This is a genomic window from Krasilnikovia cinnamomea, assembly GCF_004217545.1.
Taxonomy (GTDB): domain Bacteria; phylum Actinomycetota; class Actinomycetes; order Mycobacteriales; family Micromonosporaceae; genus Actinoplanes; species Actinoplanes cinnamomeus.
On the sequence record NZ_SHKY01000001.1, the window covers coordinates 540,020 to 566,329 of the forward strand.

Sequence of the window (26,310 nt, forward strand, 5' to 3'; positions counted from 1 at the left end):
GTCACGCGGCCTGACTGGCCGGTGGAGTCATGATCGTCTCGAACTCGATGGGGGTCAACCGGGACAGCGAGCGTTGGCGTCGGCGGCGGTGGTAGGTCCGTTCGATCCAGGTCACGATCGCGATCCGCAACTGCTCGCGGGAACGCCATACGCGCCGGTCCAGGACGTTGTTTTGTAGCAGGCCGAAGAACGATTCCATGGCGGCGTTGTCGCCAGCGGCACCGACCCGGCCCATCGAGCCGACTATCTGGTGCCGGTCGAGGGCCCGGACGAATTTCCTGGATCGAAATTGCGACCCGCGGTCGGTGTGAAGTACGCAGCCGGCCAGGTCATCACGGCGGGCGGCGGCGTTGTGCAGCGCGGCCACAGCCAGGCGGGACTTCATCCGCGAGTCGATGGAGTAGCCGACGATCCGGTTCGACCAGACGTCCTTGATCGCGCACAGGTACAGCTTGCCCTCACCGGTGTGATGCTCGGTGATGTCGGCCAGCCACAGCCGGTTCGGGCCCTGCGCGGTGAAATCACGGCGCACGAGGTCGTCGTGCACCGGCGGACCGACCTTGGCGCCCTTACCGCGCTTCTTCTTACCGAACGCGCTCCACCAGCCGTTACCCGAGCAGATCCGCCACGCGGTCCGATCAGCCATCGGCTGCCCCGCTTGGCGGGCCTCGTCGGCCAGGAACCGGTATCCAAACTCTGGATCATCACGGTGTGCGTCCACGAGCGCGTTGGCTCGGTACGCCTGGGTGACCTCCGCGGTCGTGACTGGTTGGGCCAGCCACCGGTAATAGGGCTGGCGAGCGATGTTCAGTACCCGGCACGTCACCGCGACGGGGATCCCGCCGGCGGCCAGCTCACTCACGAGCGGGTAGAGCCTTTTCCCGGCAGGTTCGCCTGCGACAAGTACGCGGCGGCGCGGCGTAGGACCTCGTTCTCCTGCTCCAGCAACTTGTTCCGGCGCCGCAGTTCCCGCAGCTCGGCCGACTCGCTGCGGGTCACACCCGGCTTCGCGCCGGCATCGACGTCGGCCTGACGCAGCCACTTGAACAACGTCATCGGATGGACCCCAAAGTCCTTCGCGATCTGCTCGACCGTCACACCCGGGTCACGCTCACGGGCAACCCGGACGACGTCGTCACGGAACTCTTGGGGGTAGGGCTTCGGCACAGGGACATCCTTCCAGCTCACCCACAGGGCAAGCCATCTCAGATGTCACCTACCGGTGCAGCAGACCCCATCCTCGTCCTGCACCACATCGAAGCCAACCGCTACGCACGATGAAAATGGCTCACTATGACATCTGGGAGGCTCGAGCTTCACCTACCGCTTCGACCGGGCCCAGCAGGAGCTACGCCGCGACAGGATCCTGATCGGCCGAAGGCGCATTGCGCCGGCAGAGCTGGCAGGGCGCGTTCCTACGGCGCGGGGTTGTGCGGCCGCTCGACACGCCAGGACCCCGGACCGCCGCGGGAGTGGCCCCGGGCTGCATGGGGGTGGCATGTCAACGGCCCGCACGGGGGGCAGCCATCTAATGTGGGACGACACTAGGAGGGACACCATGCCGGGCAAGATCACGGACGAACGCACGCTGGCAGGATGGCTAAGTGCCCCTACTCACAGCCGCGCCAGCTTGGCTAGCTCAACGGGCAAGACGCCACTCATCCTGTTCGCCGACGTCGAGGAACACGTCCTGGACGTAGAAACAGGCACAACCAAGCGGTGCGACCTGACGCTTCGAGGTGACCGCGGACCACTAGCTAGCGCCGAGATGAAGCGACCAGAGGTCACGCAAGCGAACAACCCAGCGTTGCTGCACGATTCGTGGAAAAAGGCAATCGCACGCGGTCTCCCGTACTTTCTGACCTGCAATTTCGCGCAGGTCCTCGCATGGGAAACTGCGAGAGGGCCGATTAGCGCGAAGCCCGTCATGTCGTACACGCTCGCACAGGGATTCAAGCACTCATCTTCGGCGGCTTCCTATCGTTCCGAGATGCTGGATAACTGGCAGAAATTCTTAGACGATTTCGAACCCTTGCTGGCAGCAAGACTTGCCCCAAAGAGAGCGAGTCGTTCTTCACTGCCTCCTCAGGCCATTGAGTTGAAGGAGGCGATCGTCAACGTCGCGGAGGAAGCTGCGGTCCGGATCTCTGCTGCAGCATCTGACGACGTATATCGCGAAATCGTACTCGAGACGTTCAGGGCACAGTTCGGCGTTGAAATTTCACTCGATCCGATGGGCAACCAGCATGTACTCCGAGACGAGTCGGTCCAAGTAGCCACGATCTGCTCCTTCGTGGTTGCTACACGCCTGATGCTCTACCAAGCATTGGCAGACTCTGGTGCGAGGGCGAACCCACTAAAGCTCGACGAACTAGACGTCAATCGCGCTACCGCAGACCCGCAAAGGATCCATCAGGAGCTGGGTGCCCTCTATGAACACGCACACCGCAGAACCGGTGACTATGAGGTCCAGTTCGCAACTACACAAATAGACGAGATTCTCTTCGTTGATGCACAAACGGAAACGGATGTGGGTTCTCGCTGGGGTGGACTTATCGATGTTATTAAGCGCGCAGACTGGACTGGGCCCGCAGCATACGTTCCAGGATTGTATGAGTCCCTACTTGACGACGAACACCGCCATGTCATGGGTGTTCACTACACACCCGACCGCGTTGCCGAGGTTGTTGCCGCATATGCGGTTCGAGACGCCGCAGATACCGTAATGGACCCAGCTTGTGGTGCCGGAACGTTCGCGAGTATGTGTTATGAGCGAAAACGAAGCCTCGGGTCCACTCATGAGGAGTCACTCGGTGAGGTCTATGCGAGCGAGCTCGCTGAATTTGCTGCATCACTGGCCGGGCTTAGCCTGGCCCTAGCAGATCCGAATGCGTCATCTGCTTATCCCAGAGTCTTCCGTCAAGACTTCTTCAAAACTTACCCGGGGGAAGAGAGCGATTTGGAACTCCCGGGTGAAGGGAAGGTGCCGTACCCTTCCCTTCTTGACGCTATGGTGGGAAATCCTCCATACATCAGATTCGAAAATCGAAGTCCGCATGAGCGCAATGAGGTAATACGCTTTCTTCAAAAGCATTTCTCGAAAATGCAGCTTCCTTACCCGGACTTCACTGGCAAGGCCGATCTATGGGCCTTTTTCGTGGCGGGCGCCCACATGTACCTCCGCCCAGGCGGGCGATTAGGGTTTGTATTGTCTTGGAATCTACTCGCGTCAGACTACGGAGATGCTGTTCTATCCTTCCTGGGGCGATACTTCTTGGTAGACGCCATAATTGATAGTCGCGTTGAACGATGGTTCGCGGCTAAGCAAAATACGCTGCTCTTGCTGGCGCGCAAAGCAGAAGTACCTGTCCAGCCCAATACTTCGTCGCCCAACCCGAACATTCCTCCAAGCCATAAAGTAAAGTTCGTCCGTTTGAAGCAGCCATTGGACGCATTGCTCGATGCCGGTCAGCCACGAGGTAAGCGCGCCGAGGACTTGATCGATGAGCTGTTGAGCGTCGAAGGTGACGTCGGCGAGGATCTGCGCTGGGACATTCGAGTCTTCAATCAAATCGACATCGTGCGACGCACAGTAGGGAGCGAGTCGGGTGCCTAGCACCGTGCCTAAGGCGGACTTCAAGATCTTTGGAAGCGCGACCGCATTTCCTGGCGACCTTAAGCTGTCTTGGGGAGCTTGTCTAGTCGAACCTCCTGATATCGGCGGGCTACGCCGGATAGCGCGAGAGAAGCTAGTACCTCTAGAGCAGATTGCGCGCCCCCGTTCAGGTATTCCGACTCGAGTAGTGGGATATTTCTGCTTAGAAGAGCTGGATGACCCAGCCACGCTTGGCAAGTTCGGTATTAGATCGAACCAGGATCGCCAGCGCTTGACTGTAGTGAAAGACGGACGTGGTGCTTTGCATAAGATTGAAAGGGCTGCACTTCGACCTATGGTTCGGCGACCTGGGGATTTGGAAGGCCGACTGTATGTGGATGCAGCTATGACCGCGCCATGGCACATGCTCTACCTCGAGGACGATCGTGAAGAACTCGAGCGTAAGCGTTGGCGGCACACACTCGAATACATCCGGTACGGCGAGACTCAAGATTTTCCGGCAAAAGAAGGAAGTAGACGGGCTGGCGGTGTGCCGGCAGAGCGTCCGCAGGTTAAGGTTCGTCCAATATGGTTCCAGGTAGCCAAAATTGATATTGGTCCTGGTCGCGTATGCTGGATAAAGGGACGCGGAGATCGGCATTATGCGCCAACGATCGCTCCAAGACTTCTGGTCCCAGACAACTTCTTGTATTCTGATCCACCTCAAGAGCTTCATGATGCGCGAAGCTTCGCGGCGATAGCAAATCTTTCCTGGACGCACCTAATGGCGGAAATATTTGGTAGACGAAGCGGCGGTGATGGCGTACTCCACACTTACATCCGAGAGCTCGCGATGCTGCCCTTCATTGACCCTAGGAAACTGACGCCGACTCAATCGGACGACTTGGTCGGTCTGTTCGACATTCTTGCCAATAGAGCGGCTCTTCCTGTTGCTGAAGAGCTTAGGCAGCCCGACCGGCAAGCTTTCGATCTCTGGGCAATGCGGTACTTATTTCCCGAAAGCGCCGATGCCGCGGCGCGATCGGTGGAACGTGCTCTTCGCGATCTGACAGCAGAAAGAACCCAGCGCGCCGTCAGTGGTAGAGAACAGGTCCGCAAGGCGGTACGCAGAACTAGTTTTGACCCTACTCCAATCGCCGCTCGCGCTCTTGTCGAGGTGGGAGTCCCTCCCCGGCCAGCAGAACATTTTGGTGAACTTGTCAGGGGTGGCCTTGGTTCAATCGAGGTAATTGTTCCGCAGCATATAGAGGGCGTGCCGGAGGTCGGCAGCACTCTGTTTGACCTAGGAGATGTTCTCATCGACGGGGTCACGCTACTCAGTGCTCCATCCGAGAGCCATGCTCAGCTCGTCGTTGCGCACCTGATGGTGGATATCAGATTCACTGGAGAACTTTGGCTTCCGGCCGCACCGAAGGCAGCAGATGAAAGTTACCGGCGGTGGCTCGATGATTGGAAACAATGGCGATTGCAAGTAGCGAAATTTCTGCGCAATGTCCTCCCTCGGCCCCAGCAGTCCGAGCGCAGGCTTCAGGTCGCACGAGAGGTTGAACAACAGGCGCAAATGGCCAAGGGGGTATTGGACGTTTCTTCCCTTTCGTAGCAGCCAGGAAATGCCGTTGAAGTCTGTTGGCTTTGGTGCTGGCCTGGTCATGTCGCGGTTGGCCCAACGGGTGGCTTCGGTGATGTCCGTGCGGCCTGCCAGACGTAGGGCGTTGATCGCAAGGTTGCGGAGCGAGGCCAGTGCGCGGGGTCCGGAGCCGGTGCGCACGCGGGAGTGGTCCGCGGTAGCAGGTGTCCCTGATGAAGTGCGGGGATTCAATGGCCTACTGGCCACGGTTGAATCCGGCGATCTCGGCGGGGCCGGCGGCCTCGGCGGGGTGGCTGGTGACGCCGAGTTGCGCGGCGGCGGACTGCTTGCCGTCACTTGCGGTGACGTAGCCGTCAGAGCGCAGCCGGGTGAACGGGTAGGCGGCGCTCTGGGCGCGACTCGTACGCGACGACGGGCCGAATTCGGCGATCAAGTCGCTCAACCGCGCCTGGGCCTGTGACCACGGCAGCTCACTCGAGCCCGCGGTGGCCAGCTGCCCGAGCGCCAACAGTACCAACAGCGGCTTGTGCGGTGAGCGTCGCCCGCCCTGCTGATGCTGACGCAGCGACGCCAGCCGGGTCAGCAGCGCCGCGTCCTGATCGTCGACCATGGTCGAAGATTGCCATGCTCAAGGCGGTCGCTCGAGCAGCCGGCGCATGGCAGTGGGGTGGGGCGTGGCCGAGGACACCGACCGGGTGGTCGACGGTGCGACATCACCGAATGGACGCCGACTACGCGCTAGGTTGCCTGGTCGGCGACCGCGCGGGCAGACAGCTCGTCTCGCACGGGGACGGTGTACGTCCGGGCGTAGACAAGCACGCTATCGAGACCAGAGCCGCCGGGACACCATCCGCGCGTGGCCGATCTCCCATTCCACCAGCCCCGACAGCAACTCCAGCGCAAGGTACTCAACCGGCGCGTGCGGGCTCTCCGAGGCATCCACAAGATCAGGTCGAACTCGCTTCAGATCGGCCAAAGCAGACCCGATTGCGTTCGGGTCACCCGTGGACAGGCTATGGATCAGCGCAACGGCTGGCTCCCGCGCCGGGTAGTCCCTGGCGATCTGGTCCAATCCTGGCGGCGCTGTCGAACCCGCCGCCGCTGCAAGGGCCCCCAGGACGAAGTCAGTCAGTTCCGAACGCCCCACCGGCAGTGCGGGCATCACCGCCACCACCGCGGCCCGCGCTGCAGACTCGTCCCCCCCCTCAGCCTCTGGCTGCCCGAGGGCCACCGACTTGTCGGCTCGCCAGGCCATCTGCCGGCGACCGACAATGGCCATCTCATACAGCAGCGCCAGCGCTTCCGCCACGTACGGGTCGGAAACCCTCTCGTCGGCGACGATGGCGGCGAACAATGGCACCGCACCAGCGGTCCATGCGCGGCAGGTTCCCTGATGCATTGCCTGATCATGGAGAGTCGCCAAGAGGTCGCCGGCATCCTCGTACCCGGTCGGCGCCAACCGGACCTGGGCCGGGGTCGCGTCGGTGGTTGCCTGTGCAACAGCCTCAAGCGCTGCCCGCAACACCTTGCCACGGGCACCGAAGGGACCGCACCGCAACCCCTCCGGCAAAACCACCGCGGCCACGGCTGGCTCGACAGCACGGATCGGGGCCCGCACCGCCTCGGACTCCTCCTGGCTCACTTCGTGCACCAGGCCATCTCTGTTAAAGATCCTCACCAGGAGGTCTGCCCGGTTGCCGTACGAATTCGTCACGACACCACGGAAGCGTCGCGCGATTGCTCCCACGGCCCTGATCTCCGCCGTCGGCTCTACCGGCAGGTCACCACCCGTTGGCGGATCTACCACCAGCGAGAAGACTCTCCACCAGCCGTTCACCTCCGGCTCGAACGCCGAATTCACTACGGGGCGCACCGCGACGAGCCGATGCCCCCGCGCGGCGAGAAGGTCGGCCACCGCCTGGGCGTCGGTCTCTTCCTGCACCGTGACGGTGTAACTCTGTGCGTAGACACGCACGACAGCATCCTTCCAGTCCACTCTCAGCCAGAACTCGGCCGGGCCACCCACAACGGCGACCCGGCCTTGTCTAGTTCACAGTATGCCTTTTCGCAGCCGTGTGTTGATGCTGTGCTGCGTTCCCGTCGTCGCGACGAAATTGCGCTGCCCCTTGGGCCGATAGTTCCGTCCGACCCCGGGGACCACTTGCCGCCAATTCGACGGGCCAGCCAATTGCCCACCCCTGTCCCGAATGGTGTTCTCACACCATGGACAGACATTGCGACTAGCGCCGCCCTCGATCGCAGTTCCACCGACATCGTCGATGAATTTCAATGCATTGGTTTCGGCGTGATATCCCAGATAGTTGTCCGCCGCGATCTCGTTTCCTCGAAGCGCAGCCTCCTGCGCTTCGGTCAAACCCTTGCCGTTGGCTGCGACGACATCAACGTACTCGTCTCCGATCTTGGCCCGCACAACGGCCGTTGTACCCAACTTCCAGCGCCAATAGCCAGACACAGTTCCGTCCCGAAGAACGTTGTGGATTTCGGCAGCCCGGTTGTTGAGAAGTGAGCAGGCGCCGGTGTTGTGCACCAGGACCGGCGTGTCGCCGACAATGACATAGAAGGTGTTGATGTTGTCGATGGACAGGTTGTTAACGGTCGCGACCGCGTCGTATGCGACGACCGCGAGGACGGTGACCCGCGCGCCGTCCGGCGTGAGAAGCCGCATGCCCGGCTTGAGCTTCGAGGCGTTGAGCCAGTCCCGTTCACTCGCCACCCAGAACGGGTGACCGTCGGTCGCGGTGACCGCGCCGTCATCGACCTGGTCACCGTCTGCATCAACGGTGATCTTGACCAGGTGCTTGTCGCCGTACCCGGTGATCACCGCATTGACGGGCCGGGAGCCCTTCGCGCCGGTTTCCGGGTCGAACGCGCGGACCTCGTCGTCGGGCTGGATCTCGCTGATGGGCTTCCATGTCTTGTTGTCGCCCATCAGGACCGGCGTATCGGGCGTGAAGCTGTTGCAGCTCTTCAGCGTCTGTTTGGCCGCGTCCTTGAGCGCGCCGACTCCGCGGGCCGCGTTCTTCGCCTGCCGGACGCCGGGGATCATGCTGGCGATCCCGACCGCGCAATCCCCCACCGCGCCCGCCGAGCACGACTTGGCGGTGTCGATGGCACCGGCGACCGCCGCCACCGCGCCGGCCGCTGCCGCCACTACCTGCGCGGGTGGCGGGAGGAAGGTGGCCACCATGGCCACCGTGCCGGCGACCGTGGCGATGGTGCCCGCGTTGTCCACGACCGCTTTCGTCGCCGTGGTGACCCCGCTGGCGACCGCGCCAGCGGCCTTCTGGAACCCGTTCTTGATGGCGCCCCAGAACAGGCCGTCGGGGTCGGAGAAGGTGGTCGGGTTGTTGTTGGCGTAGGCGTACGGGTGCAGCCGCTGTGGATCGTGTTCGTCCACTTCCGGGTCGACGGAGATGAATGCACCGGTCTTCGGGTCGTAGTAGCGCGCACCCAACAAGGTCAGACCGGTCGGGTCACCGACGCCGCCGACGAAGCCCCGCTGCCCGGCGGGCCACTGGGGTGTCGCGGAGCCGTCGCGGGGATTGCCGTACGGATCGTTGTACTTGATCGTCGCGACCCGGGTCACCGAGTTGACCGCCCAGGTGGCCGAGTCCTGCTGGTCGGCCCCGAGCCAGATGATGTCGCCCTTGCGGCTTGTCGTGTCGGTGCGGGACGCGACCGTGTCACCGGCGTGCTCGTAGTAGCGGGTGGCGCTGGTGCCCTGGTTGGGGGTGGTCGTGTACTCGTGGCCGTAGACGAATACCGTGGCCGTGCCGCCCGGGTCGACGCGTGCGATCCGGTTGCCGTCGACGTCGTACACCATGGTGGTGTCGCCCTCGGGCCCGCTGATCTTCGTCAGTTTGCCGTGCGGGCTCCACGTGAACGTCTCGCTGCGGTCGCCGATCTTGCGGTAGGTGAGGTTGCCGCGTTCGTCCCAGTCGTAGTGGTCGACCTGGTCGCCGGTGGTAATGGTGCGGACCGCGTGGGGCTGCGTGGCGCCGGTCTCGTCCCGGTAGTCGTATTTCGATGTCTTGCTGGCCCGCTGGTCGGTGGCCGTGGTTCGGGAGCCGTGCTCGTCGAAGGCCCACGACTTCCAGTACGGCGCCTTGCCGCCGATCGATGCGGTGGCCGGCGTGCCGCATGTGGTGGAGTCCTGGGACCAGGCTTGGGTCAGTCGGCGGAGGTAGTCGTAGGAGAAGCACTGCACGTCCTGCTCGCCCGGGCGCGGTTTGTTGTCCGCGTCGAGGGGGCGGTTGGCCATCGACAGGACGTTCCCGGCGTCGTCGTACTCGTACTTGAGCGCGGCGACGTTCGGGACGGTGCCGTCGCGGTCGAAGTAGAATTCCTGCAGCCGGCGGGTGACGTCGTCGTACACGTAGTTTTGGTACGCCTGCGGCTTGTCCCCGACCGGCGTGCCGAGCCAGCGGTTGAGCACTTCACCGTACGGCGAGTAGGCGGTCCGGTCGACGTAGGTGCGTACGGTGCCGGAGGGCGATGAGGTGCCGGCCAGCTTGGTGACGTTGCCCAGGTCGTCGTAGGTGCGGGTGATGCCCTCCTTCTCCGTCGGTCCGACCTTGGGCAGGCTGTCGCGGTACGGCAGACCGTTGGCCGTGTACGTGTGGGTCGCCACGTAGGTCCCCGCGAGAGCCGTCAGTCCGGGCATGGCCGGGATGACCGACTCCTCGTCGACGACCTGGTACGTGTCGCTGTATTCGAAGATCTCGCGGCTGAAGGAGTATCCGTTGACGATCGAGGTCGACTTGGTCGGGTGTCCCTTGGCCACGGTGTCGTAGGTCCAGGTGGCGGCCTTGACGCCGTTGAAGAAGCGTTCCTTCTGCCGGCCCAGGTCGTCGTAGGTCGTGGTGACGATGTCGCCCTTGGCGTCGATGGACTTGGTGACGTCGTCGGCGTTGTTGTACTCGACGCTGGTGGTGCCCTTGTCCGGGTCGGTCGTCTTGGTCTCGCGGCCGCGCAGGTCGTACTCGTATTTCCAGACGTACTTGCCCTTGTTGACCGTGGCGAGGTCGCCCCGTGGGGTGTAGGTGTACTTGGTCGCGTCGAAGTCACCGGTCGGCTGACGTCCGTGGAACTCGCGCTTCTCGACGACATCGCCGTCGACGTTTTCGATGGTGGCGGTGGCCGTGGCACCCTGCGGGGGCGTGACCGCGACCTGCCATCCGTCCGGGTTGCCGCCGTAGGCGGTGGTGGTGGCCCATTTCTTGACGTTGTTCGACCAGAGGGCGCTCTCGACGACCCTACCCAGCCGGTCGTAGGTGGACACGGTCCGGCTGCGGTCCTCACCGGGCTGGATCTGAAGCCGCGCTGTGTTGGGCTTGCCGAGTGCGTAGTTCTCGTCGGATTCGTACTCGACCTGGCCGCGGTCGTTGTAGCCGGTGCTGGTGATCAGGCGGGCGTCCTTGCCGTCCTTGGTCTTGGGGGCGTCCTCCTGCTTCTGCACCGAGCGGTAGAGCGAGTCGAAAAGGCCGACCTCGGTGATGTAGTTGCCGTTAGGCCCGAGCCGCTTGGTGGTCACCGCGACGGGGCCGTCGTTGCGGACCTGGTAGCCGAACTCCAGGTTCGGTGTGGCTGTGGCCTTGGCCCGGCCGGGCAGCCACACCTTCGTCAGGCGGCCCATGGCGTCGTGCTGCAGGTCGGTGCGCTTCTTGTTGGCGTCCAGGATCGACGTCGGCGCCGCCCAGGCCGGGTTCTGGTCGGTGATCACCTCGTGGCCGAGCGGGTTGACCGTCTTCGTCTGGGTCACGGGTCCGGGCCCTGCCGGCGTGTAGGCGGTCGTGGTGGCTTTCCCCAGCGAGTCGGTGGAGCTGACGACCCGGCCCAGCCCGTCGCGGGAGGCGCGGGAGGTCGTCGTGTAGACCGGCGCTCCGCCGGTCCAGGTGTTCAGCGTGTCGACCCGGGAGACCTGACCCTTGGTCGGCGCCGTCCCGTGCGTCTCGGACCCGTCGTAGAAGGTCTTGACATCGGAGACGATGTCGTCCGGGCGGGATGTCGCCGCGTCGCACCGCTCGGCGACGGTCTCGGAGCGGGAGATGAGACCACGCAGCCACGGCCCGTCACTGCTCACATACGTGTACCGGGTGCACTTCTCGTCCCCGGCCTTGCCGGTGTCGCCCAGTTCGTCCTTGGTCTTGGCGTAGCCGTCACCGTAGTAGTCGGTGCGGGTCTCGGTCTGTCGCCAGGTCCCGGCCGCCATGAGCTTGCGGGTCTTCTGCACCGACGGGGCGACCAGGTACGCCCGGTCGCTTCCGCCGGTGCGGTCCCGCTCCGCGGTCTTCTTGACCCAGTACGCGGTGGTGCTCGCCTCGACCACGGTGCCGCCGTCGAGCTTGGCCTCCTCGAGGGTGGCACCCGCCAGGGCCGGATGGTCGGTGTAGGTGTTGCCGGCCGAGTCGGTCACCTGGACGTTGCGGGTCTTGTCGTCCGGCAGTGGCTGGTCGTCCAGACCGCGGTAGAAGCGTTTGCGGGTGGTCAGCACCTTGCCCGTGTCGCTCTGCCCGACCTTCGAGACGACTTGGGCGTACCCGCGCCACTGGCCGTAGGTGCGGTGCTTCTTCTTCGTGAACTCGGCGTCGTCCCAGCCCCACAGGACGTTGGTGCCGCCGCCGTCGGTGGAGTACTCGTACCGGGTGGTGATCGCGGGCTGGTCCGCGGTCCGGTCGCTGTGGCTGATCTCCCTGACCAGGTACTTGCGGAACCAGTCGCGGGTCGGTTCGAAGTAGCCGTCCGGGGTCCAGTAGACCGGGTAGCAGAGTCGGCTGTTCGTCGAGACGTTCGGCAGGTCGTTGCCGTCGCAGTCCGGGTCGGAGTAGGTGACGTGGATGTCGGCGCCGGATTCGGTGCGGACGTTGTCGATGCGCCAGCGGGAGAACATCTCCGCACCGGCGATCGCGTTGACCTGGTTGGCCAGCTCGACACCGTGGAAGACGACCGGAGGGTCGGTGATCGTCGCGCCGACGTGGCCCGCGTGGGTGATCTGCTTGAGCCACAGCGACGCCGAGCGGGCCACCTTCGGTGCCTTGAACTCCTGGTCCAGCGTCCAGGAGTCGACCGGGGTGAAGGCGCTGCCGCTGCGGACCTCGGTCGTGATCTTGGTGAGTCTTTTGATGGAGAAGAAGACCGGGGCGAGCTTGTCGGTGCACGGCTCGGCGGTGCATTCCTTGTCCCACGGCACGTCCGGCCAGTTCGCGGCGACCGGCTTGTCGTCCTTGTAGCACTCGCTGGCGAAGCAGCGGTTGGCGGTGGCGAACACGACCCGGGCGGTGGCCGCCACGTCCGGGTACGCGGTGTGGAGGCCGTACTCGATGCGCTCGAGGTTGCCTCCGCGGTCGAACGCCACCCGGTTGTTCTTGTCACCGGCGGCGCCGTAGTGTCCCGTCTCCTTCTTGTAGAAGTAGCGGGTCATGTTGCCGTTGACGTCGATCTTCTTGTCCAGCAGCCACCGCCATGCCTGCTGGCAGGAGGAGTCCTTGAACGCGTCGGCGTGGCAGTTCTCGCCGTCGTGGTTGCCGAATACCGGGACGGTCCACCGGGAGTTGGCCGCGGCGACTTCGCTGGCGAAGTAGTTGCGGGTGCCGTCCGGGGTGGTGATGACCCACCGCTCGGTGGTGGCCGCGTCCTTGGTCGCGGCCGCGCCCTGGTACTCGACCTTCCAGTCGGCGTCCTGGGCCGGACGCCACTGCCCCGTGGCGTCGTCCTTGACGAGAGTGGCATTTGTGTCGCCGAGGGCGACCGTGATGTTCGGGGACTTGCCCTTCCAGCACTGGTCGGCGGTCTTCTTGTCCTTGTTGTTGGCGTCCTTGCCGTCGACCTTGGCCAGGTCGTCGAGGCAGGTGACGTACGTGCGTTCGAGGAAACCGGGCGAGTAGTCCCAGCCGTCGCCCGCCCAGGACGCCTGGTTGTTGTTGCCGGCCATGCGCCCGTCGACCATCTGCGACGAGTAGTTCAGCGCGATCTCCGGGGTAGGGCCTTGCGCGGGTGGCACCTTGATCGCGTTGGTGTAGGTGAAACCGCCGGAGCCGTCGCCGGCAGTCCACGATCCGGAGGCTTGCAGGTCACTGGCCTTGTAGTCGCCCTCGCCGGATTCGGTGTCGCCGGTCGCCGCGAGCATCGTGGCGCCCGCGGTGGACACCGACAGCCGGGTCGCAAGGGTGTCCTTGGTTTTGGCGGCGCGGGTCGGCGTCGTCGCCTGGCACTCCGCCCGCTGCGGTGTCGTGGCGGCGCAGGCGGGGAGTTGGGCGAGGGTGAGCCGGGCGGCCCAGTCACCGCCGTACAGCTGGGAGAAGCTGTCGTAGTCGATGGCGGCGTCGACCTCGCCGGGCTTGTCGCCCTCCACGGCGATCACCGGACCACTGACGCCCAGCTTCGCGGAGTGCTCCCGGGGCAGCGCGGAGACCCGAACCCGGTTCGGGGTGGGCTTGCCCGGCACGGCCTTCACCCGCACTGGGATGGAGCCGGCCTGGCCCCGCACCTCCTCCCCCGCGGCGCCCGTGAGCACCATCTCGGCCGACCCGGCCGATGGCCACCGGCCCTTGGCGGGTCCCGTCCACGTGCCGCCGTCGGCCGGTAGCGGCGGTGTCGTCACGTGCACGACGCCGAAGTCCTTCGCGGCCACAGACTCCACGTGTCGCTCGCCGTTCAGTTCCTGCGCCACCCAGTGGTAGGTGAGGAAGGACGTCACCATCAGCGCCGCGGCGCCGAGTGCCACCCTGCGCCGGGCGGGCGAGAACAGGGACTTCTGCTGCGACATCGATCTCTCCCGGATCAGGCGTGCGCGAAGGTGCCGAACAGGTCGGGGTCGACCGTGGAACTCCAGGCCCGGACGTCGTCGACGACGCCGCCCAGGTAGTCGGAGCGGCGGCCGTCCGTCGACCCGAGGCAGCCGACGGTCAGCGGGCCCGCCGCGTGCCACGGAGCCGACGGGACGGGTGCCTCCCCCTGTGGCTCGCCGTCGACGTAGAAGCGCAGCTTCCTCGCGGGCAGGTCGTACACCGCGGCGACGTGGGTCCAGGTGCCTGCCGCCGGGGCGGCCAGGGAGCGAACCTCCACGAGCGGCGCGTTGGCGGTGTCGCTGTGCGGCATCACCACTCGCAGCCGGTTGGCCTCGCCGAAGTACTCGATGCGGAAGCCCTGCCGGACCGTGCCGGACTGGGATACCACGGTGCGGGTGCCGGTCAGCTCGTCCAGGGAGACCCACGCGGCGACCGAGAACGACCCGTCGGTGCGGACCACGGGCCCGGCCGTCTCGGCGCAGGATCCCTCGGCCAGGGCCAGCCCGAGCGCGCCGTTGCGGCTCGCGAAGCGGTCCTGTTCCCAGCTGTACGCGCCGGCCACGCTCAGGTGCCGGGTGTTGTCGGAGCGGTCTTCGAGGTTGGTCGGCTCCTCGGCACGTGGCCCCTCCAGCGGCCACATTCCCTCCAGTTTCACCGGCGGGTTGGCGCCCTTGACCGCGGTCGCCTCGGCGTCGGTGAGCACGCCGCGCCATACCCGGACGTCGGTGATCGCGCCGCGGAAGTAGTCCGCGGGTACCCCGGCGTACTTCCCGCAGCCGATGGTGAGCGGCCCGGACGCGGCCCAGTTGGTGCCGCCGCGGCCCACGGACGAGACCTTCTCGCCGTTGACGTAGAGGGTGATGGTCTTGGTGGTGGCGTTGTAGGTGCCGACCAGGTGGGTCCACTTGCCGACGGTGGCCGCGAAGGCGTTGGTCGTGGAGTAGGCCCATTCCGAGGAGGATTTCTCGTCGTCGGAGGCTTTCATCATCAGCGACCAGAACGGCACGCCCTGCCCGTTCGTCCGGGCTCCGAGGAACCAGCCGCTGACCCGGTTGCCGTCCGCGCCGATGATCGTCTGGTTCATCCTGCTGGTGTCGTCGAGCCGGGCCCAGACCGCGAGGGAGAACGACTCGTCGCTGCGGACTACGGAGCGCGGGCTGGTCGCGCATCGGTCACCGGTCACGTACCAGGCGGACTCGGGCCGGGCATACTGGTCACCGGTCCACGCCGTGGGGGCCGCCGGCGCGGGCGGCGTCTCAGGGTCGGTGGACTCGTCGGGAACCTCGGGGTTGGTCGGCTCAGGCACAACGGGTTCCGGGATGCTCAGATCGTATCCGTGGCCGGAGTCATCGGCGCCGGTCTTGCGCAACATCCATGCACCGGACACACCGGCCGGCAGTTCGTTGGCGGCCGCCGAGAGCTGCGCCTCGGTGAGCAGACCGCTCCACATACCGACCTGGTCGATGGCGCCGACCATCTCCTGGTAGGTGGTACTCCCGTACCCGCCGCAACCGATCAGCGTGCGCGCCTCACCACGCCACGGGACTGAGGAGATCGCCGTCTCGGCGACGAGTTTGCCGTCCAGGTACAAGCGGAGCACCTTGCCCACCGGGTCCACGCTGGCCGCCACGTACTGCCAGGTGTTGAGCGGTGGCGCCGTGGTGCTGCGGGCGACCGTCCAGCTGACCGACGAGCTGTCGCGGTCGGTGAGCACCGTCTCCCACCGGTCCGTACCCGCGTGGTAGCCGAGCATCCAGGCGGGCGCGTCGGCACCGCTGATGGCCAGCACCGTACGGTTGGTGGACTTGTCGCCGAGCTTCACCCAGGCCGCCGCGGTGAACTCCACGTCACTGCGCAGTACCGGCATCGTGGACGCGCAGGTTCCGCCGGTGAATTCGAGCGCCGCCCCACCTTTACCCAGATGGTCGGCCGTGTACGACGGGCCAGCCGATCCATTCCAGCGCAGATCCTTCTCGTCGGCGTGCACGTCCTTGTTGCCGGAATCATCCGTGGTGCCCGAGTCATCGCGCAGGTCGTACGTGAACCGCCAGACGCCCATCGGCACGATCGGCGTGATCCGGCCGGTGAACACGTTGTAGATGGCACGGGCGGAGCGGTTGCCGGCGTTGTCCTTGGCCCAGACATAGATCTGCGTGCGTCCGGAATCCGGGGTGAACGTCACGCTCGCCTTTCCGGACGAGGCGTTGACCGTGGTGTCCCCACTGTCCACGCCCACGCCGTACTCGAAGCGCTGCACACCGGAGAGGGCATCCGTCGACGAGAAGCTCAGCGTCACGGGCTGGCCGAGGACCGGCTGCCCCGACGTGCGGGTGATCTCCGGCATGGTCGGCGGGGTGTGGTCCTGCCGGAAGTAGCAGTAGTAGTCCGTCCAGCCGGTCGAGTCGGTGCCGTCCGTACCGTAGACCCGCCACTTGTAGTTGCCATCGGCCAGGGTCGGTGTCGTCCAGTCTGCCTCTGCTTTGGAGGCAACTGCACGTGACGTGTAGTCGGCGGGGCTGGTCGGCCCGGTCAGATCGAACACGACCTTCACGGAATTGTCCGTGTCGGTCGCCGTGCCGTACAGCGTCGGCGTGCTGTCGTTGATCCACGGGCCGGGCGAGGTGCGGTTGCAGGAACCGCCGGGCGCCGAGCGGGCCGCCACCGGCGAGGTGGGCTTCGACTGGTATTCAGCGGTCAGCTTGACCTTGTCACGGTCGACCTTGACCCAGTGGCCGCCGTTCTCGGTCGGCACCCGTAGTCCGAAGGTGATCGTCGTGAAGCCGGCGTCGGCGTGCCGCTGCACGTGGGACTTGATCCCGGAGGCATCGAACTTGACGTAGTTCGGCTTCTGACCGCTGCAGCCGGAGTTCGCTTTGGCGGTCCTGGTCTGCAGCGGATCACCGTGCAGCCACTTGTCCCGCATGCCGTTCCAGGTGAGGTTGTCGCCGTCGATCCCGTTCGTCTGCCAGATCTCCAACGCTTCCCCGGCACACGCGCCCGTGTGCACCACATAGGCTTCGACGCTCGGCGCCTTGATTAGACGTTTGCCCTTCAGGATGCTGATGTCGAACTGCGTATGGGCACGCCACACGTCCGAGTGGTTGTCCCAGTTCGAGCCGACCCTCATGACGTCCCGGGGGTAACTGTCACCGGATGTCCACCGCGAGTCCGGATGGAGCTTCGAGACGGGGATCCATTTCTGGTAATACTTTGAGTACACCGGGTCGATGAAGATCGGGAACGCCGACTGACCTGCCAGCAGACCCTCGTCGACGCGCACCTTCAGCGTCCGGTTGGAGATCTGGACGTCGAGGTCCGACCGCCGGGCCAGATCCCCGGGCGCACGCACGGTCGAGGGGCTCGCCGCGGGCGCTGCCGCGCCGGCCGGTGAACTGCGCAGCGCCTTCATCGACGCCGGAGCGGCTCGGGTGGAGTCCCATGCCACCGGGCGCGGCGCCCCGGCCACCACACCCTTCGGACCCTTGATGACAATCTCGTCGTTCGTCTCGGACACGGTGGCGGAGCCCCCGATCACGTACGACGACTCACGCACCGCAGGGTTCGCCGCAGCTTGGGGCGTCTTGACCACGAGCACGTGCGAGAAACCCCCCGCGACGGCCCGGACCACCAAATCGACATCCGGATAGACATTCGGATAGGTGACCGAGTCACCCGACACCACACCGGACGGCAGCGCGGAAGGCCAACTGAGGGTGAAGTCCGCACCACCCTCCCGGAAGGTCGCGAACGGAGCGGTACCACCAGCGGAGAAGGACACGTCTGCCGCAACCCGGGGCCGGAACCGGCCGTCGGCCGTCTTCTCCAGACGCGTGTCCAGGTCCAGCCAACGATCTCCGCGCTTCACCCGCTGCGGTTCCAGGTAGCTGTCCAACGAGAAGTCTCCCGACGGCAGCGCCATCACCCTGGTGGTCTCGTCCGCCCCGGCAAGCACCTCGACCGGCTTCGCGCAAGCAACGGCGAGCCGTTGCGCGGAGGCCTCCGTCTGCGCGGTGGGCTCCTGGTCAGCGGCCACTCCCGCAGGACAGGCCGCCCGCGCAGCCGCCGGATGCGCTACCACACAGAGCGACGTCGCGAAGACCGCCAAGGCTGAACCGAGCACAATGCGGCCACGCGCCATCGACATCAGGAAATCTCCCCCGCAAAGCCATCGAAAGCTTGCCGGGGGCAGGTCCGTCCCCGCCGCGGAGATCCCCGCACAGCAAGCGTGCAGACCGACCGTAGAGGGCTCAGTCGAGGCCCGTCAATAGTGATGATCACCTAAGCGTTGCGGCTCCCCGTGACCCGACCTCGCGACCCTCCCGCAGATGTAGGTTGCTCGGCCTTGTCGCTCATGTCGGACACCTCGCGCCGCAACCTCAAGCCGTTCCTGAACAGCTGGCTGTACAACAAGAAGATCCTGGGCCATGCCGGGTCACCAGGACTGGAAGACGCCCGCCGCACGCTGAGCGGTCCGGTACTCAGAGGCTCGCCCTCCTCTGAGCACCGGTGCATTCCTCCCCCGTTCCCTCACAAGGTTGCCAGCGGGTACGGTGCACCGTTGATCGATGTCTCTGACGTGCGTGGCGAGGAGTGGCCCGGGTGACCACAGATCAGGCGAAGTCAGCCGCGACGGCCACGATTCCGTTGCCACGCACGCTCGAGCAGTCCGGCAGCTCGTGGCTGGCGGCTCTCCGCCGGCGCGGCATGAGCTGGCAGCGGCCGTGGTTGCGCGGCCTGCTGGTGGCGGTGGCGCTGTACCTGGCACTGCGCGTCGGCACGCTGCTGGTGCTCGACACGTACGCGGAGGCCGACCCGGACCATCCCACGCTGCGCAGCCTGCTCACCGGCTGGGACGCCGTCTGGTACGGCGGGATCGCCGAGCACGGCTACGACGAGGCGATCCCCCTCGGCAAGGACGGCGAGCCCGAGCTCACCAACCTCGCGTTCTTCCCGCTGTACCCCGCGCTGGTGGCCGCCGCGAAGTTCCTGCTGCCGATCCACCTCACCACCGCCCTGCTGCTGGTGGCCTGGGCGTGCGGGCTCACCGCGGCCGCCGCCCTGTACGCCGTCGGTGCGCACCTGCGCGACCCCCGCACCGGGGTCCTGCTCGCCGCGCTGTGGGCCGTCCTGCCGCACGGCGTGATCGAGTCCATGGGCTACAGCGAACCGCTGTTCACCACGCTCGCGGCCGGCGCGCTGCTGGCCGTACTGCGCCGCAACTGGCTGACCGCGGGGGCGCTGTGCCTACTGGCCGGGTTGACCCGGCCCACCGCGGCGGCGCTGGTACTCGCCGTCGGACTCGCCGCGCTGGTGCAGGTGTGCCGGGAACCGGCCCGGTGGCGCGCGTGGTGCGCGATGCTGCTCGCCCCGGTCGGCCTGCTCGGCTACCTCGCCTGGGTCGGTGTGCGCCTGGGCCGCGCCGACGGCTACTTCTACGTGCAGAGCGTCGTCTGGAACATGAGCTTCGACGGTGGCGGCTACACCCGCCAGAGCGCCAACGCGGCCCTACTCGGCAAGCAACCGCTGGAGTTCGCCGAGGTCACCCTGGTCCTGCTGATCGCGGTGCTGCTGTTCGTCGTGGCCCTCGGCGAACGGCTCCCCTGGCCACTGCTGGTGTACGCCGGCGCCTGCCTGGCCATCGTCCTGACCGGTGACGGCTTCTACTGGGCGAAGGCCCGCCACCTGATGCCGGCGTTCCCGCTCCTGCTGCCCGTCGCGTACGCGATGGTCCGCAGCCGCAACCGCACCGTGCCCTACGCGGTGATCGGCGGGATGGCCGTGTTCTGCGCCTTCTGGAGCGTCCACCTCAACCTCACCTGGGACCACTCCTTCTGAAGCGCTTCGTCCGGGAGCGTCACCGGACATCCACGGCAGCAGGCCATACCGTCGGCACATGAGTGTCATCCAGGGCGACCGCCGGACCTTCTACCAGTTGCTGGTGAGCACCCTGCTGGTATTAGTGGCCAACTTGGCCGTGACCGTGAGGACCGCCGCCACGCCCATGCCGAGGAAGCGCCGGGCCCAGCGATCCTGCCTGTCAGCCACTTTCGACTAGCGCGGCGTTGGCGACTTGTAGCACGGGGAGTAGATGAGGACGGCCAGCCATTCTGGGGTCTTAGCGGTCGTCAGGTTCAATTCGTAGCCGTCGTCACCGGTGCTGGCCGACAGCTTTCCCCGGTTCTCGCCGAAGGTCTCGTCTTCGGTGATCTTCCAGCCCTTCGCCTTCCACTGCTCGCGGAACTGCGCAAGGGTCGGCAGTTGCTTCTCCGGAGCGAGCGTGATCTGGTAAGCGCCCTGCACGCTGTAGACGTCGTCGCTGGTCTCACCCAGTTTCCCGGTGCACGCCATCGAGGACTCGCCCTGTTTGGTGAACTGGCCACCGATCGTGCTGCGGATGTCCTCGGCGTACTGGCGGACGATGGCGTTCACGTCGGCTTCGGTCTTGGTGTCCACGGCCCCTCCATTGGTGCAGCCCGCCAAGGCGGTGAGTACGGCGACGACGGCAAGCCTGGTTGAGATTCGCATTACCTGTTCTCCGGCTTCGTCCCGTGGTCGAGTGTGACAGCTTCGTAGTTCCCGGCGATGATGGCGCCCTGGTTGTTGAGGCTGTCGCTGCCACGGTCCCAGTAGCTGGTGTGCAGCGGCGTGTCCACGTGGTACTTGTTCGCCCCGAACTCCTGGTAGTGAGGGCTGCCATCGTGCCCGTCGGCGTACAACTCGCCGAGCATCTGGCCGACACCCCCACCAAGGACGGTGAGGATGTCCTGTACGCCTGTGGTGCCGGAGACCGGGTCGGTGCTGGAGGCACCGGCCCAGACGTGGCGGGGGTCGACGTGCAGGTCCCGGGCGTGGTCGACGTGCATGCCGGGTGATCCTTGCACGAGGATGTCGTCGACGCGCAGGTTGCCGGTCTTGGCGGCTTCGCCGACGACGGTCGACCCGTACGAGTGGCCCATCGCGGTGAGATGGTTCGCGGGGCCCTCGTGGGTGGCGCGCATGCTCTCCATGAAGTTCAGATACGGCGGTCCGCCGGCCTTGGAACGGTCCTCGAACCCGACGGAGTCCAATTCGGGGGCATCGTAGCCGAGCCAGTAGACAGTGGACACGGTTTCGCCGGGGTCGGCGTGTGCGTTGGCGGCTTCGTTGAGGGCGATCATCCGGTCGACGTTGTCCTTGGTGTTGCCCTCAAGGGTAGTGCCCAGGCCGGGCGCCCACACCGCCGTGTGCTGCGCCGTGTCGGGGTTGCCCACCGCGATGATGACCTTGCCGTCACCGCCGGGTTGCGGGTCGATACCCAGCAGCAATCCATTGCCCCCGAGTTTCGTCAGGGCTGCGTCGACCGGCGCCAGTTTCGCCTGCATGGCGTCGATCGCACCCACTTCCTGCAGCAGGATGCCCAGCTCGTTCTGCTTCGCCCAGTCATCACCCACGCCCTGGGACTGCAGTTCGGCGATCCGCCGCCGGTAGCCGTCCTCCAGGCTCTGCAGCTGATCCTGCCGGTTGTGCAGGAACAACCGGTTCGCGATGTCGCGGTCCGACGCCGGTACCCCGTCCAGCCAGCCCACCAGGTCCGGGAAGGTGGTGATGGCGTCTTCCTGCTGCTGCGGGGTGAGGCTGTCCCACCACGCCTTCACGTCCGCGGGTGGCCGGCCCTTCTGACCCTGCAACGCCGCGGCGGTCACCGGCGCGATGCTGCCGGTGCCGAACCCGGTCCGCGGGTCGGGCAGGTTCACCTGGATCGCGTTCATGGTCGAGGAGTCCAGGTCCACGGCCCGCTCGATGATCCCCTGCAGCTGCTGCACGTACGACGAGATCGCCTGCGCGAGCTGCTGCCCGGCGCTGGAATCCGACGCCAGCGCAGTGCCCGCGGCCACCGTACCGGCGGCGAGGTCGACCACGAAACCCTTGCTGGTCGCCTCGGCGGCGATCTGCCGAGCCATCTCCTGCAGGCTACGTATCGTGTCGGCATGGGTTCGCAGCGCCTGACCGATCCGGCGGCACGGCGGCTCCGTGTTGCTCGCCTCGGCTCGCAGGTCACGGTTCGCCTGCTGCGCGGCCTGCGCCGCGGGGCCGAGCGGCCACGCATAGGGCAGATCGCGGCTGCCCCGGATCAGGTCTTCACAGGCGTCGTCGAGGTCGCCCGCCACCGCCAGCCACGCCTCGGCCGCGGCGTGGACACGCTCCGGGTCGGCGTCGAGCAGTGTCTGCAGTGTGAATGCCATCCCGACGCCTACCGCGCCGCGCCGGGCGTGGGATGCCCATTGGGACTCCCGGCGAGCCGGGCCGCGGCACCGCGGTCAGTAGTCGCGTAGTCCTTCGCGGCATTGCTCAGTGACATGCCGTGGGCGTCGACCTGGGCGACGAGATTGCGGACGAAGGCCGACCATGCCTTCTCAGCGCTTGCCAGCACCTCGCCAGTCCCCCAGCCACGCCACGCGCCAGCGGAACCCAACTGCCCTGCATGGGCCCGGTACGCCTGCTGGAACTTGTCCGACGACTGATCGACCGCTGTGCCGACCTTCACCAACGCCACCGTATCGACCTGCCCCGTTGGATACCCCATAGCCGTGCGCCTCCCCCGTCATGCGCCGCCCGCCTCGACGGCGCACGCGGGACGGTACTACAACACCTACATCCATGTGGCCCCGCATTCACCACCAAACGGGCTTTCCGTACGGATCGCTGCGTCGAAGGGCGCGCCCATGGAACTAAGACCGCATCTCGTTTGGGGTTGTTGTCGGGCAAGGTCATTCGTTGATCGGGCATGGACGACGTGGAGAAGTACTGTCCGGAGTCGTTGTGGGTGCTCGCGCAGCCGCTGCTGCCCGCGCACCCGAAACGTCACCAGGGCGGTGGACGACGCCGTATCGATGACCGGTTCACCGAGTGGACCGCTCACGGGGTCATGAACGCCTTGCATCGGGCCATGCTCGACGTGCTCGGCGCAGCCGGACAGATCGACTGGTCGCGGGCCAGCGTGGACGCCATGCACGTGCGCGCGGTCAAAGGGGGACCTGACCGGGCCCAGCCCGGTCGATCGCGGTAAGCCCGGCTCCAAGGTCCACGCGGTCGCGGACCGGAACGGGCTTGCCCTGTATGCGGATGTCTCTGCCGCCAACGTCAACGATCATCTGCTGCTCGCGGACGTGGTCGATGGCGTCAGCCCCGTTCGCCAGCCGGTCGGTCGGCCCCGTCACCGGCCGGTCAAGATGCACGGCGACAAGGGCTACGACTACCCGGCCTGCCGCGAGGTGCTGCATGAGCGCAACATCATCGCCCGGATCGCCCGCCGAGGCATCGAATCATCGTCCCGGCTCGGCCGGTACCGCTACGTCATCGAACGCTGCCTGGAGTGGGTTAGCCGGTTCCGGCGCCTGGTCCGCCGTTACGAACGCAAGGCTTTCCACTTCCTCGGATTCCTGCGCCTGGCCTGCGCTGTCATCTGCTACCGCCGCGCCGTACGCCTCAACCTGCTGACCAGCAACAACCCCAAATGAGATGCGGTCTAAGACGGTGGGAAGCGGCGTCGGGGGGCTCCTTACGGCCAGGGCAACGGCAGAGGTTCCGCGTCGGGGTCGGGCCGTAGGGGTATGGCCGGCTCGAAAGCGACGGAGGGTGTTGACGACGGAGACCGCAACGTTCTCGAACTGCTCAGGCTCGGCCGAAAGGATCCTCGATATCGATGTGGTTCGTGTTCGACTTCGAGCCCGCGGATCAGCCAATGGTTGTCCGCCTGGCTCTCGAGGACGGCTTGGTAGATCTGGTGGCCGATCCAGGATCGCCACAGCCGCTGCACGTCAGCGGCGTCGAGGTGCGCCAGCCAGCGGATCTCAATGTCGAACGGGCCGAGGCCATCGCTCAGGAGCTGTCGGGCGTCAGCGTCCAGGACCAGGCCGGATGAACGGCTTCTCATCCGGCGGTCCACCGCCGGGAAAGCTCGCCCCGCCGACGTCCGCCAGCGCTTGATCGGATCAGCATTTCGGTGACGCGACGGGCGTTGACTGGGTGCGCACCGTCACGGGGGGTACGGGATTTCACGCTGGGCCTTCGGCCGCGCCGCTGGCACACGGGGAGAAAGCGTCCGGGGGTGCTGGGCCTACGCAGGTAGGGTGCCACCGTGCGCCTGCTGACCGACCTGGTCGAATCGAATGATCCAGCCTGGCCCGAGATCGAGGCCGCAGTCGCCGCATCGCCATACCCAGTTGTCACGCTTGCCGCTGACCCGCAACGCGCCGACGAGGAGTTGCTGTGGGCGCAGGTGACGACGCGGTCCTGGTTGGGTGCGGTGGTGCACCGCAGCGGCGGTCTCGTGATCGATCACGGGTGGCTGCGTGTCTTGGGATCGGGCAACAACGAGCGCCACCTGGCCAGCCTCAGCGAGATCAACGACAGCGTCACCAGCGGCGTCATCGTGGCCCAAGACGTCTTGGGCGGTCAGTTCGCCTGGAGACCAAACACCACCGGCAAGCCCACGATCTGCTACCTCGCCCCGGACACCATGGACTGGGAGGACTGCGAGCGCGGCTATGGCGACTGGCTCGCTGCCATGCTCGGTGGCGCGACGACCGCCTTCTACAAGGATCTGCGGTGGCCAGGATGGGTTGACGACGTGCAGGCGTGCCGCCTCGACCACGCCATCAGTCTGTGGCCTCCGCCGTGGACGAGAGAAGGCAAGGATCTCAGCGCAGCCTCCCGCCGCCCGGTACCGATGTCCGAAGCGATGTCCTTGATCGGCGTCACCCGAAATGGTCGAAGCCCCGCCTGAGTCCCCGAGGACGTTCACGATTGACATACGGCTCACCGTCGTAACGCCGCGACAACCGGTCAATATCCCGCAAGCCCACGTCATCAGCGATGGAGACGACCCGGCCATGCATGCTGACGTGGGTACCCCAGTTGTCCTGCGCCAGCACGGTCAGCGAGACCCGCGGGTCCGCGCGCAGGTGCTCGAGCCGCGGCCGCTTCGCGTCGAGGCCCAGCAGCACACGGCCGTCGTCTTCGAGCAGATGCCAGGTGGCCACGGTGACCGGACGGCCGTCAGCGGCGACCGTGGCCATCACCGCGGGATTCGGCTGCCGGAGAAGATCAACCACGGGCTGCGGCAGAGGCTGGTGAGTTGACATGGGCCGAGCGTGGATCGCCCAGCGCCGTGCCATGTCCAAGGCGTGGTGTTGGACCGCCGGTAAGCCCAGGAAGCCACAAAATGATCAATCCGGCAGGGCCCGAACGAGATACGCCAGAATCTCTTGGGCGCCGTCGCGGACGGCCACGTCCGCGTCGACAAGCAGCTCCCGCAGAGCCCGCCGGAACCGCGAGCGATCCGCCTGCGAGCCACAAGACAACGTGAACAACCTGCCACTCAAAGCGTCGTAGAGATGTTGGGAGTGCTCATCGTCCCCCGTCGTCCAGGCAGAGGTGAACAGCCGCAACGCCGGCCCGTCAGCCCGCAGCAACAGTCCCTCCGCCGTCGCATCGGTGACAGCGGTGTCGCGGGGATCGAGCAGCAGCGAGTGCACTACCACGTCCACCTGTTCATCTCCGACGAAGCCACTCAACTCGCGGCCAGCGAACGCCCGATCCGACCACAAACCGGACCGGGCCAGCGACAGCAACCGTTCCACATCCACAAGGAGATCATGCCCGAGCTTGACCTCTACGGAGATCGGAGGTCTTGCACCGCTACCACGTCGGGTGCGTGATCGTTGATCAATCCCGCCAGTCCTCGGAGCTTCGCGTCGTACGCCGCCGCGGTGTTCGGCCCGCCCGGTTGGCCGGACCGGAACTGGTTCTCCACATTCAATGGCTTCACCGTGAACATGAGCACCCCCGGAGCTGCCCAGAACCTCGGCTGCATGGGCAGGTCACGCCGCCCCGGCGGCTGCAATCTCCAGCATCGTCCCGGCGCTCGGCGACACACGTTGTCACCTGAGCGACACGGCGCGCCCGATCGGCTGACGTAGTTCTGAAGGGTGCGCGTGCCGGAGACCTGGCGAGCCGACATCCGGCCCGCTCGAGCGAGCCGACCTTGTTACCCGTCGTTCGCGGGAAGGGGCGCGCGGTTCGCGGCGATCCATCCTTCGACGTCCTGGGCAAGCCAGACCTTGCCCTGGCCCAGGTCGGCGACGGCCTTCGGGAAGTCGACCCGGCTGGTGATCTGGTAGGTCCGCTGCCGGCTGATGCCGCCGAGCCGGATCCGAATCTCATGAGCGCCCATCAAGTGCAGTCTCACATCCGTCATGCACAAGACTATAGTCATAGGTCTACTTCATGCGCAAGGAGTCGGCGACAACTCACGCCGT

At 66.0% G+C, this 26,310-nt stretch carries 15 protein-coding genes and 2 pseudogenes; 6 read left to right on the forward strand and 11 right to left on the reverse strand.

Features of this window, described 5'->3' with window-relative positions:
* Position 1: 1 nt before the first annotated feature.
* Positions 2-1,167, reverse strand: a protein-coding gene (locus EV385_RS02290) for an IS3 family transposase (protein WP_130507940.1) whose coding sequence is annotated in 2 segments (ribosomal slippage) — positions 2-880 and positions 883-1,167 — 1,164 coding nt in all. Because the reading frame shifts where the segments join, the coding sequence is not laid out codon by codon here.
* A gap of 391 nt (positions 1,168-1,558) precedes the next feature.
* Between EV385_RS02290 and EV385_RS02295 the strand changes: the two genes are divergently transcribed.
* Complete coding sequence (locus tag EV385_RS02295) at positions 1,559-3,616, forward strand: N-6 DNA methylase (protein ID WP_165449366.1); 2,058 nt, start codon at positions 1,559-1,561, stop codon at positions 3,614-3,616.
* Between the two features lie 187 nt (positions 3,617-3,803).
* Positions 3,804-5,216, forward strand: coding sequence for a hypothetical protein (locus EV385_RS02300; RefSeq protein ID WP_130507942.1), 1,413 nt, complete (start codon positions 3,804-3,806; stop codon positions 5,214-5,216).
* Positions 5,217-5,544: 328 nt separating this feature from the next.
* On the opposite strand, the pseudogene EV385_RS02310 reads toward EV385_RS02300, so the two are convergent.
* The 4 genes and pseudogenes from EV385_RS02310 to EV385_RS02325 form a co-directional block, all read right to left on the reverse strand.
* Positions 5,545-5,814, reverse strand: a pseudogene (locus EV385_RS02310) (phosphorothioated DNA-binding restriction endonuclease family protein); the annotation flags it as partial.
* Positions 5,815-6,024: 210 nt separating this feature from the next.
* Positions 6,025-7,179 carry a hypothetical protein gene (locus EV385_RS02315; RefSeq protein WP_130507943.1) on the reverse strand — a complete coding sequence of 385 codons (1,155 nt, stop codon included), beginning with the start codon at positions 7,177-7,179 and terminating at the stop codon, positions 6,025-6,027.
* Positions 7,180-7,254: 75 nt separating this feature from the next.
* A complete protein-coding gene (locus EV385_RS02320; protein WP_130507944.1) occupies positions 7,255-13,989 on the reverse strand; it encodes an RHS repeat-associated core domain-containing protein in 6,735 nt (2,244 codons plus the stop codon).
* A 14-nt stretch (positions 13,990-14,003) separates the two neighbouring features.
* Complete coding sequence (locus EV385_RS02325) at positions 14,004-18,044, reverse strand: LamG domain-containing protein (RefSeq protein ID WP_165449367.1); 4,041 nt, start codon at positions 18,042-18,044, stop codon at positions 14,004-14,006.
* Between the two features lie 566 nt (positions 18,045-18,610).
* On the opposite strand from EV385_RS02325, the gene EV385_RS02330 reads away from it, so the two are divergent.
* A complete protein-coding gene (locus EV385_RS02330) occupies positions 18,611-19,846 on the forward strand; it encodes a hypothetical protein (RefSeq protein WP_130507946.1) in 1,236 nt (411 codons plus the stop codon).
* Positions 19,847-20,062: 216 nt separating this feature from the next.
* On the opposite strand, the gene EV385_RS02335 is transcribed toward EV385_RS02330, so the two are convergent.
* The 3 genes and pseudogenes from EV385_RS02335 to EV385_RS02345 all read right to left on the reverse strand — a co-directional run bounded on the left by EV385_RS02335 (position 20,063) and on the right by EV385_RS02345 (position 22,535).
* Positions 20,063-20,464, reverse strand: coding sequence for a hypothetical protein (locus EV385_RS02335; protein ID WP_130507947.1), 402 nt, complete (start codon positions 20,462-20,464; stop codon positions 20,063-20,065).
* A 335-nt stretch (positions 20,465-20,799) separates the two neighbouring features.
* Positions 20,800-22,233, reverse strand: a pseudogene (locus EV385_RS02340) (alpha/beta hydrolase); the annotation flags it as partial.
* A gap of 8 nt (positions 22,234-22,241) precedes the next feature.
* Positions 22,242-22,535 carry a hypothetical protein gene (locus EV385_RS02345; protein WP_130507948.1) on the reverse strand — a complete coding sequence of 98 codons (294 nt, stop codon included), beginning with the start codon at positions 22,533-22,535 and terminating at the stop codon, positions 22,242-22,244.
* Positions 22,536-22,784: 249 nt separating this feature from the next.
* Here EV385_RS02345 and EV385_RS02350 point away from each other — a divergent pair.
* The 3 genes from EV385_RS02350 (at position 22,785) to EV385_RS02360 (ending at position 24,776) form a co-directional block, all read left to right on the forward strand.
* A protein-coding gene (locus EV385_RS02350; protein WP_423203093.1) for an IS5 family transposase occupies positions 22,785-23,508 on the forward strand; the annotation gives its coding sequence in 2 pieces (ribosomal slippage) (positions 22,785-23,008 and positions 23,007-23,508; 726 coding nt in all).
* Between the two features lie 185 nt (positions 23,509-23,693).
* Positions 23,694-23,912 (forward strand): hypothetical protein, encoded by a 219-nt coding sequence (locus tag EV385_RS02355; protein WP_130507950.1) that lies wholly within the window; start codon positions 23,694-23,696, stop codon positions 23,910-23,912.
* A 216-nt stretch (positions 23,913-24,128) separates the two neighbouring features.
* Positions 24,129-24,776 carry a DUF2625 family protein gene (locus tag EV385_RS02360; RefSeq protein ID WP_242624657.1) on the forward strand — a complete coding sequence of 216 codons (648 nt, stop codon included), beginning with the start codon at positions 24,129-24,131 and terminating at the stop codon, positions 24,774-24,776.
* Here the strand turns inward: EV385_RS02360 and EV385_RS02365 are convergent.
* The 3 genes from EV385_RS02365 to EV385_RS02375 form a co-directional block, all read right to left on the reverse strand.
* A complete protein-coding gene (locus EV385_RS02365; RefSeq protein ID WP_130507951.1) occupies positions 24,748-25,134 on the reverse strand; it encodes a TIGR03618 family F420-dependent PPOX class oxidoreductase in 387 nt (128 codons plus the stop codon). The two genes, EV385_RS02360 and EV385_RS02365, sit on opposite strands and share 29 nt — an antisense overlap.
* A gap of 84 nt (positions 25,135-25,218) precedes the next feature.
* Positions 25,219-25,638 carry a hypothetical protein gene (locus EV385_RS02370; protein ID WP_242624658.1) on the reverse strand — a complete coding sequence of 140 codons (420 nt, stop codon included), beginning with the start codon at positions 25,636-25,638 and terminating at the stop codon, positions 25,219-25,221.
* A gap of 401 nt (positions 25,639-26,039) precedes the next feature.
* Positions 26,040-26,249 carry a DNA-binding protein gene (locus EV385_RS02375; RefSeq protein WP_130507952.1) on the reverse strand — a complete coding sequence of 70 codons (210 nt, stop codon included), beginning with the start codon at positions 26,247-26,249 and terminating at the stop codon, positions 26,040-26,042.
* Positions 26,250-26,310: the final 61 nt, after the last annotated feature.

Excerpts from the sequence above, each read along its gene's own strand:
- EV385_RS02295 (WP_165449366.1), top strand. The coding sequence starts at position 1,559 with ATGCCGGGCAAGATCACGGACGAACGCACGCTGGCAGGATGGCTAAGT.
- EV385_RS02320 (WP_130507944.1), bottom strand. The coding sequence starts at position 13,989 with ATGTCGCAGCAGAAGTCCCTGTTCTCGCCCGCCCGGCGCAGGGTGGCA.
- EV385_RS02355 (WP_130507950.1), top strand. The coding sequence starts at position 23,694 with ATGTGGTTCGTGTTCGACTTCGAGCCCGCGGATCAGCCAATGGTTGTC.
- EV385_RS02365 (WP_130507951.1), bottom strand. The coding sequence starts at position 25,134 with ATGTCAACTCACCAGCCTCTGCCGCAGCCCGTGGTTGATCTTCTCCGG.
- EV385_RS02375 (WP_130507952.1), bottom strand. The coding sequence starts at position 26,249 with ATGACGGATGTGAGACTGCACTTGATGGGCGCTCATGAGATTCGGATC.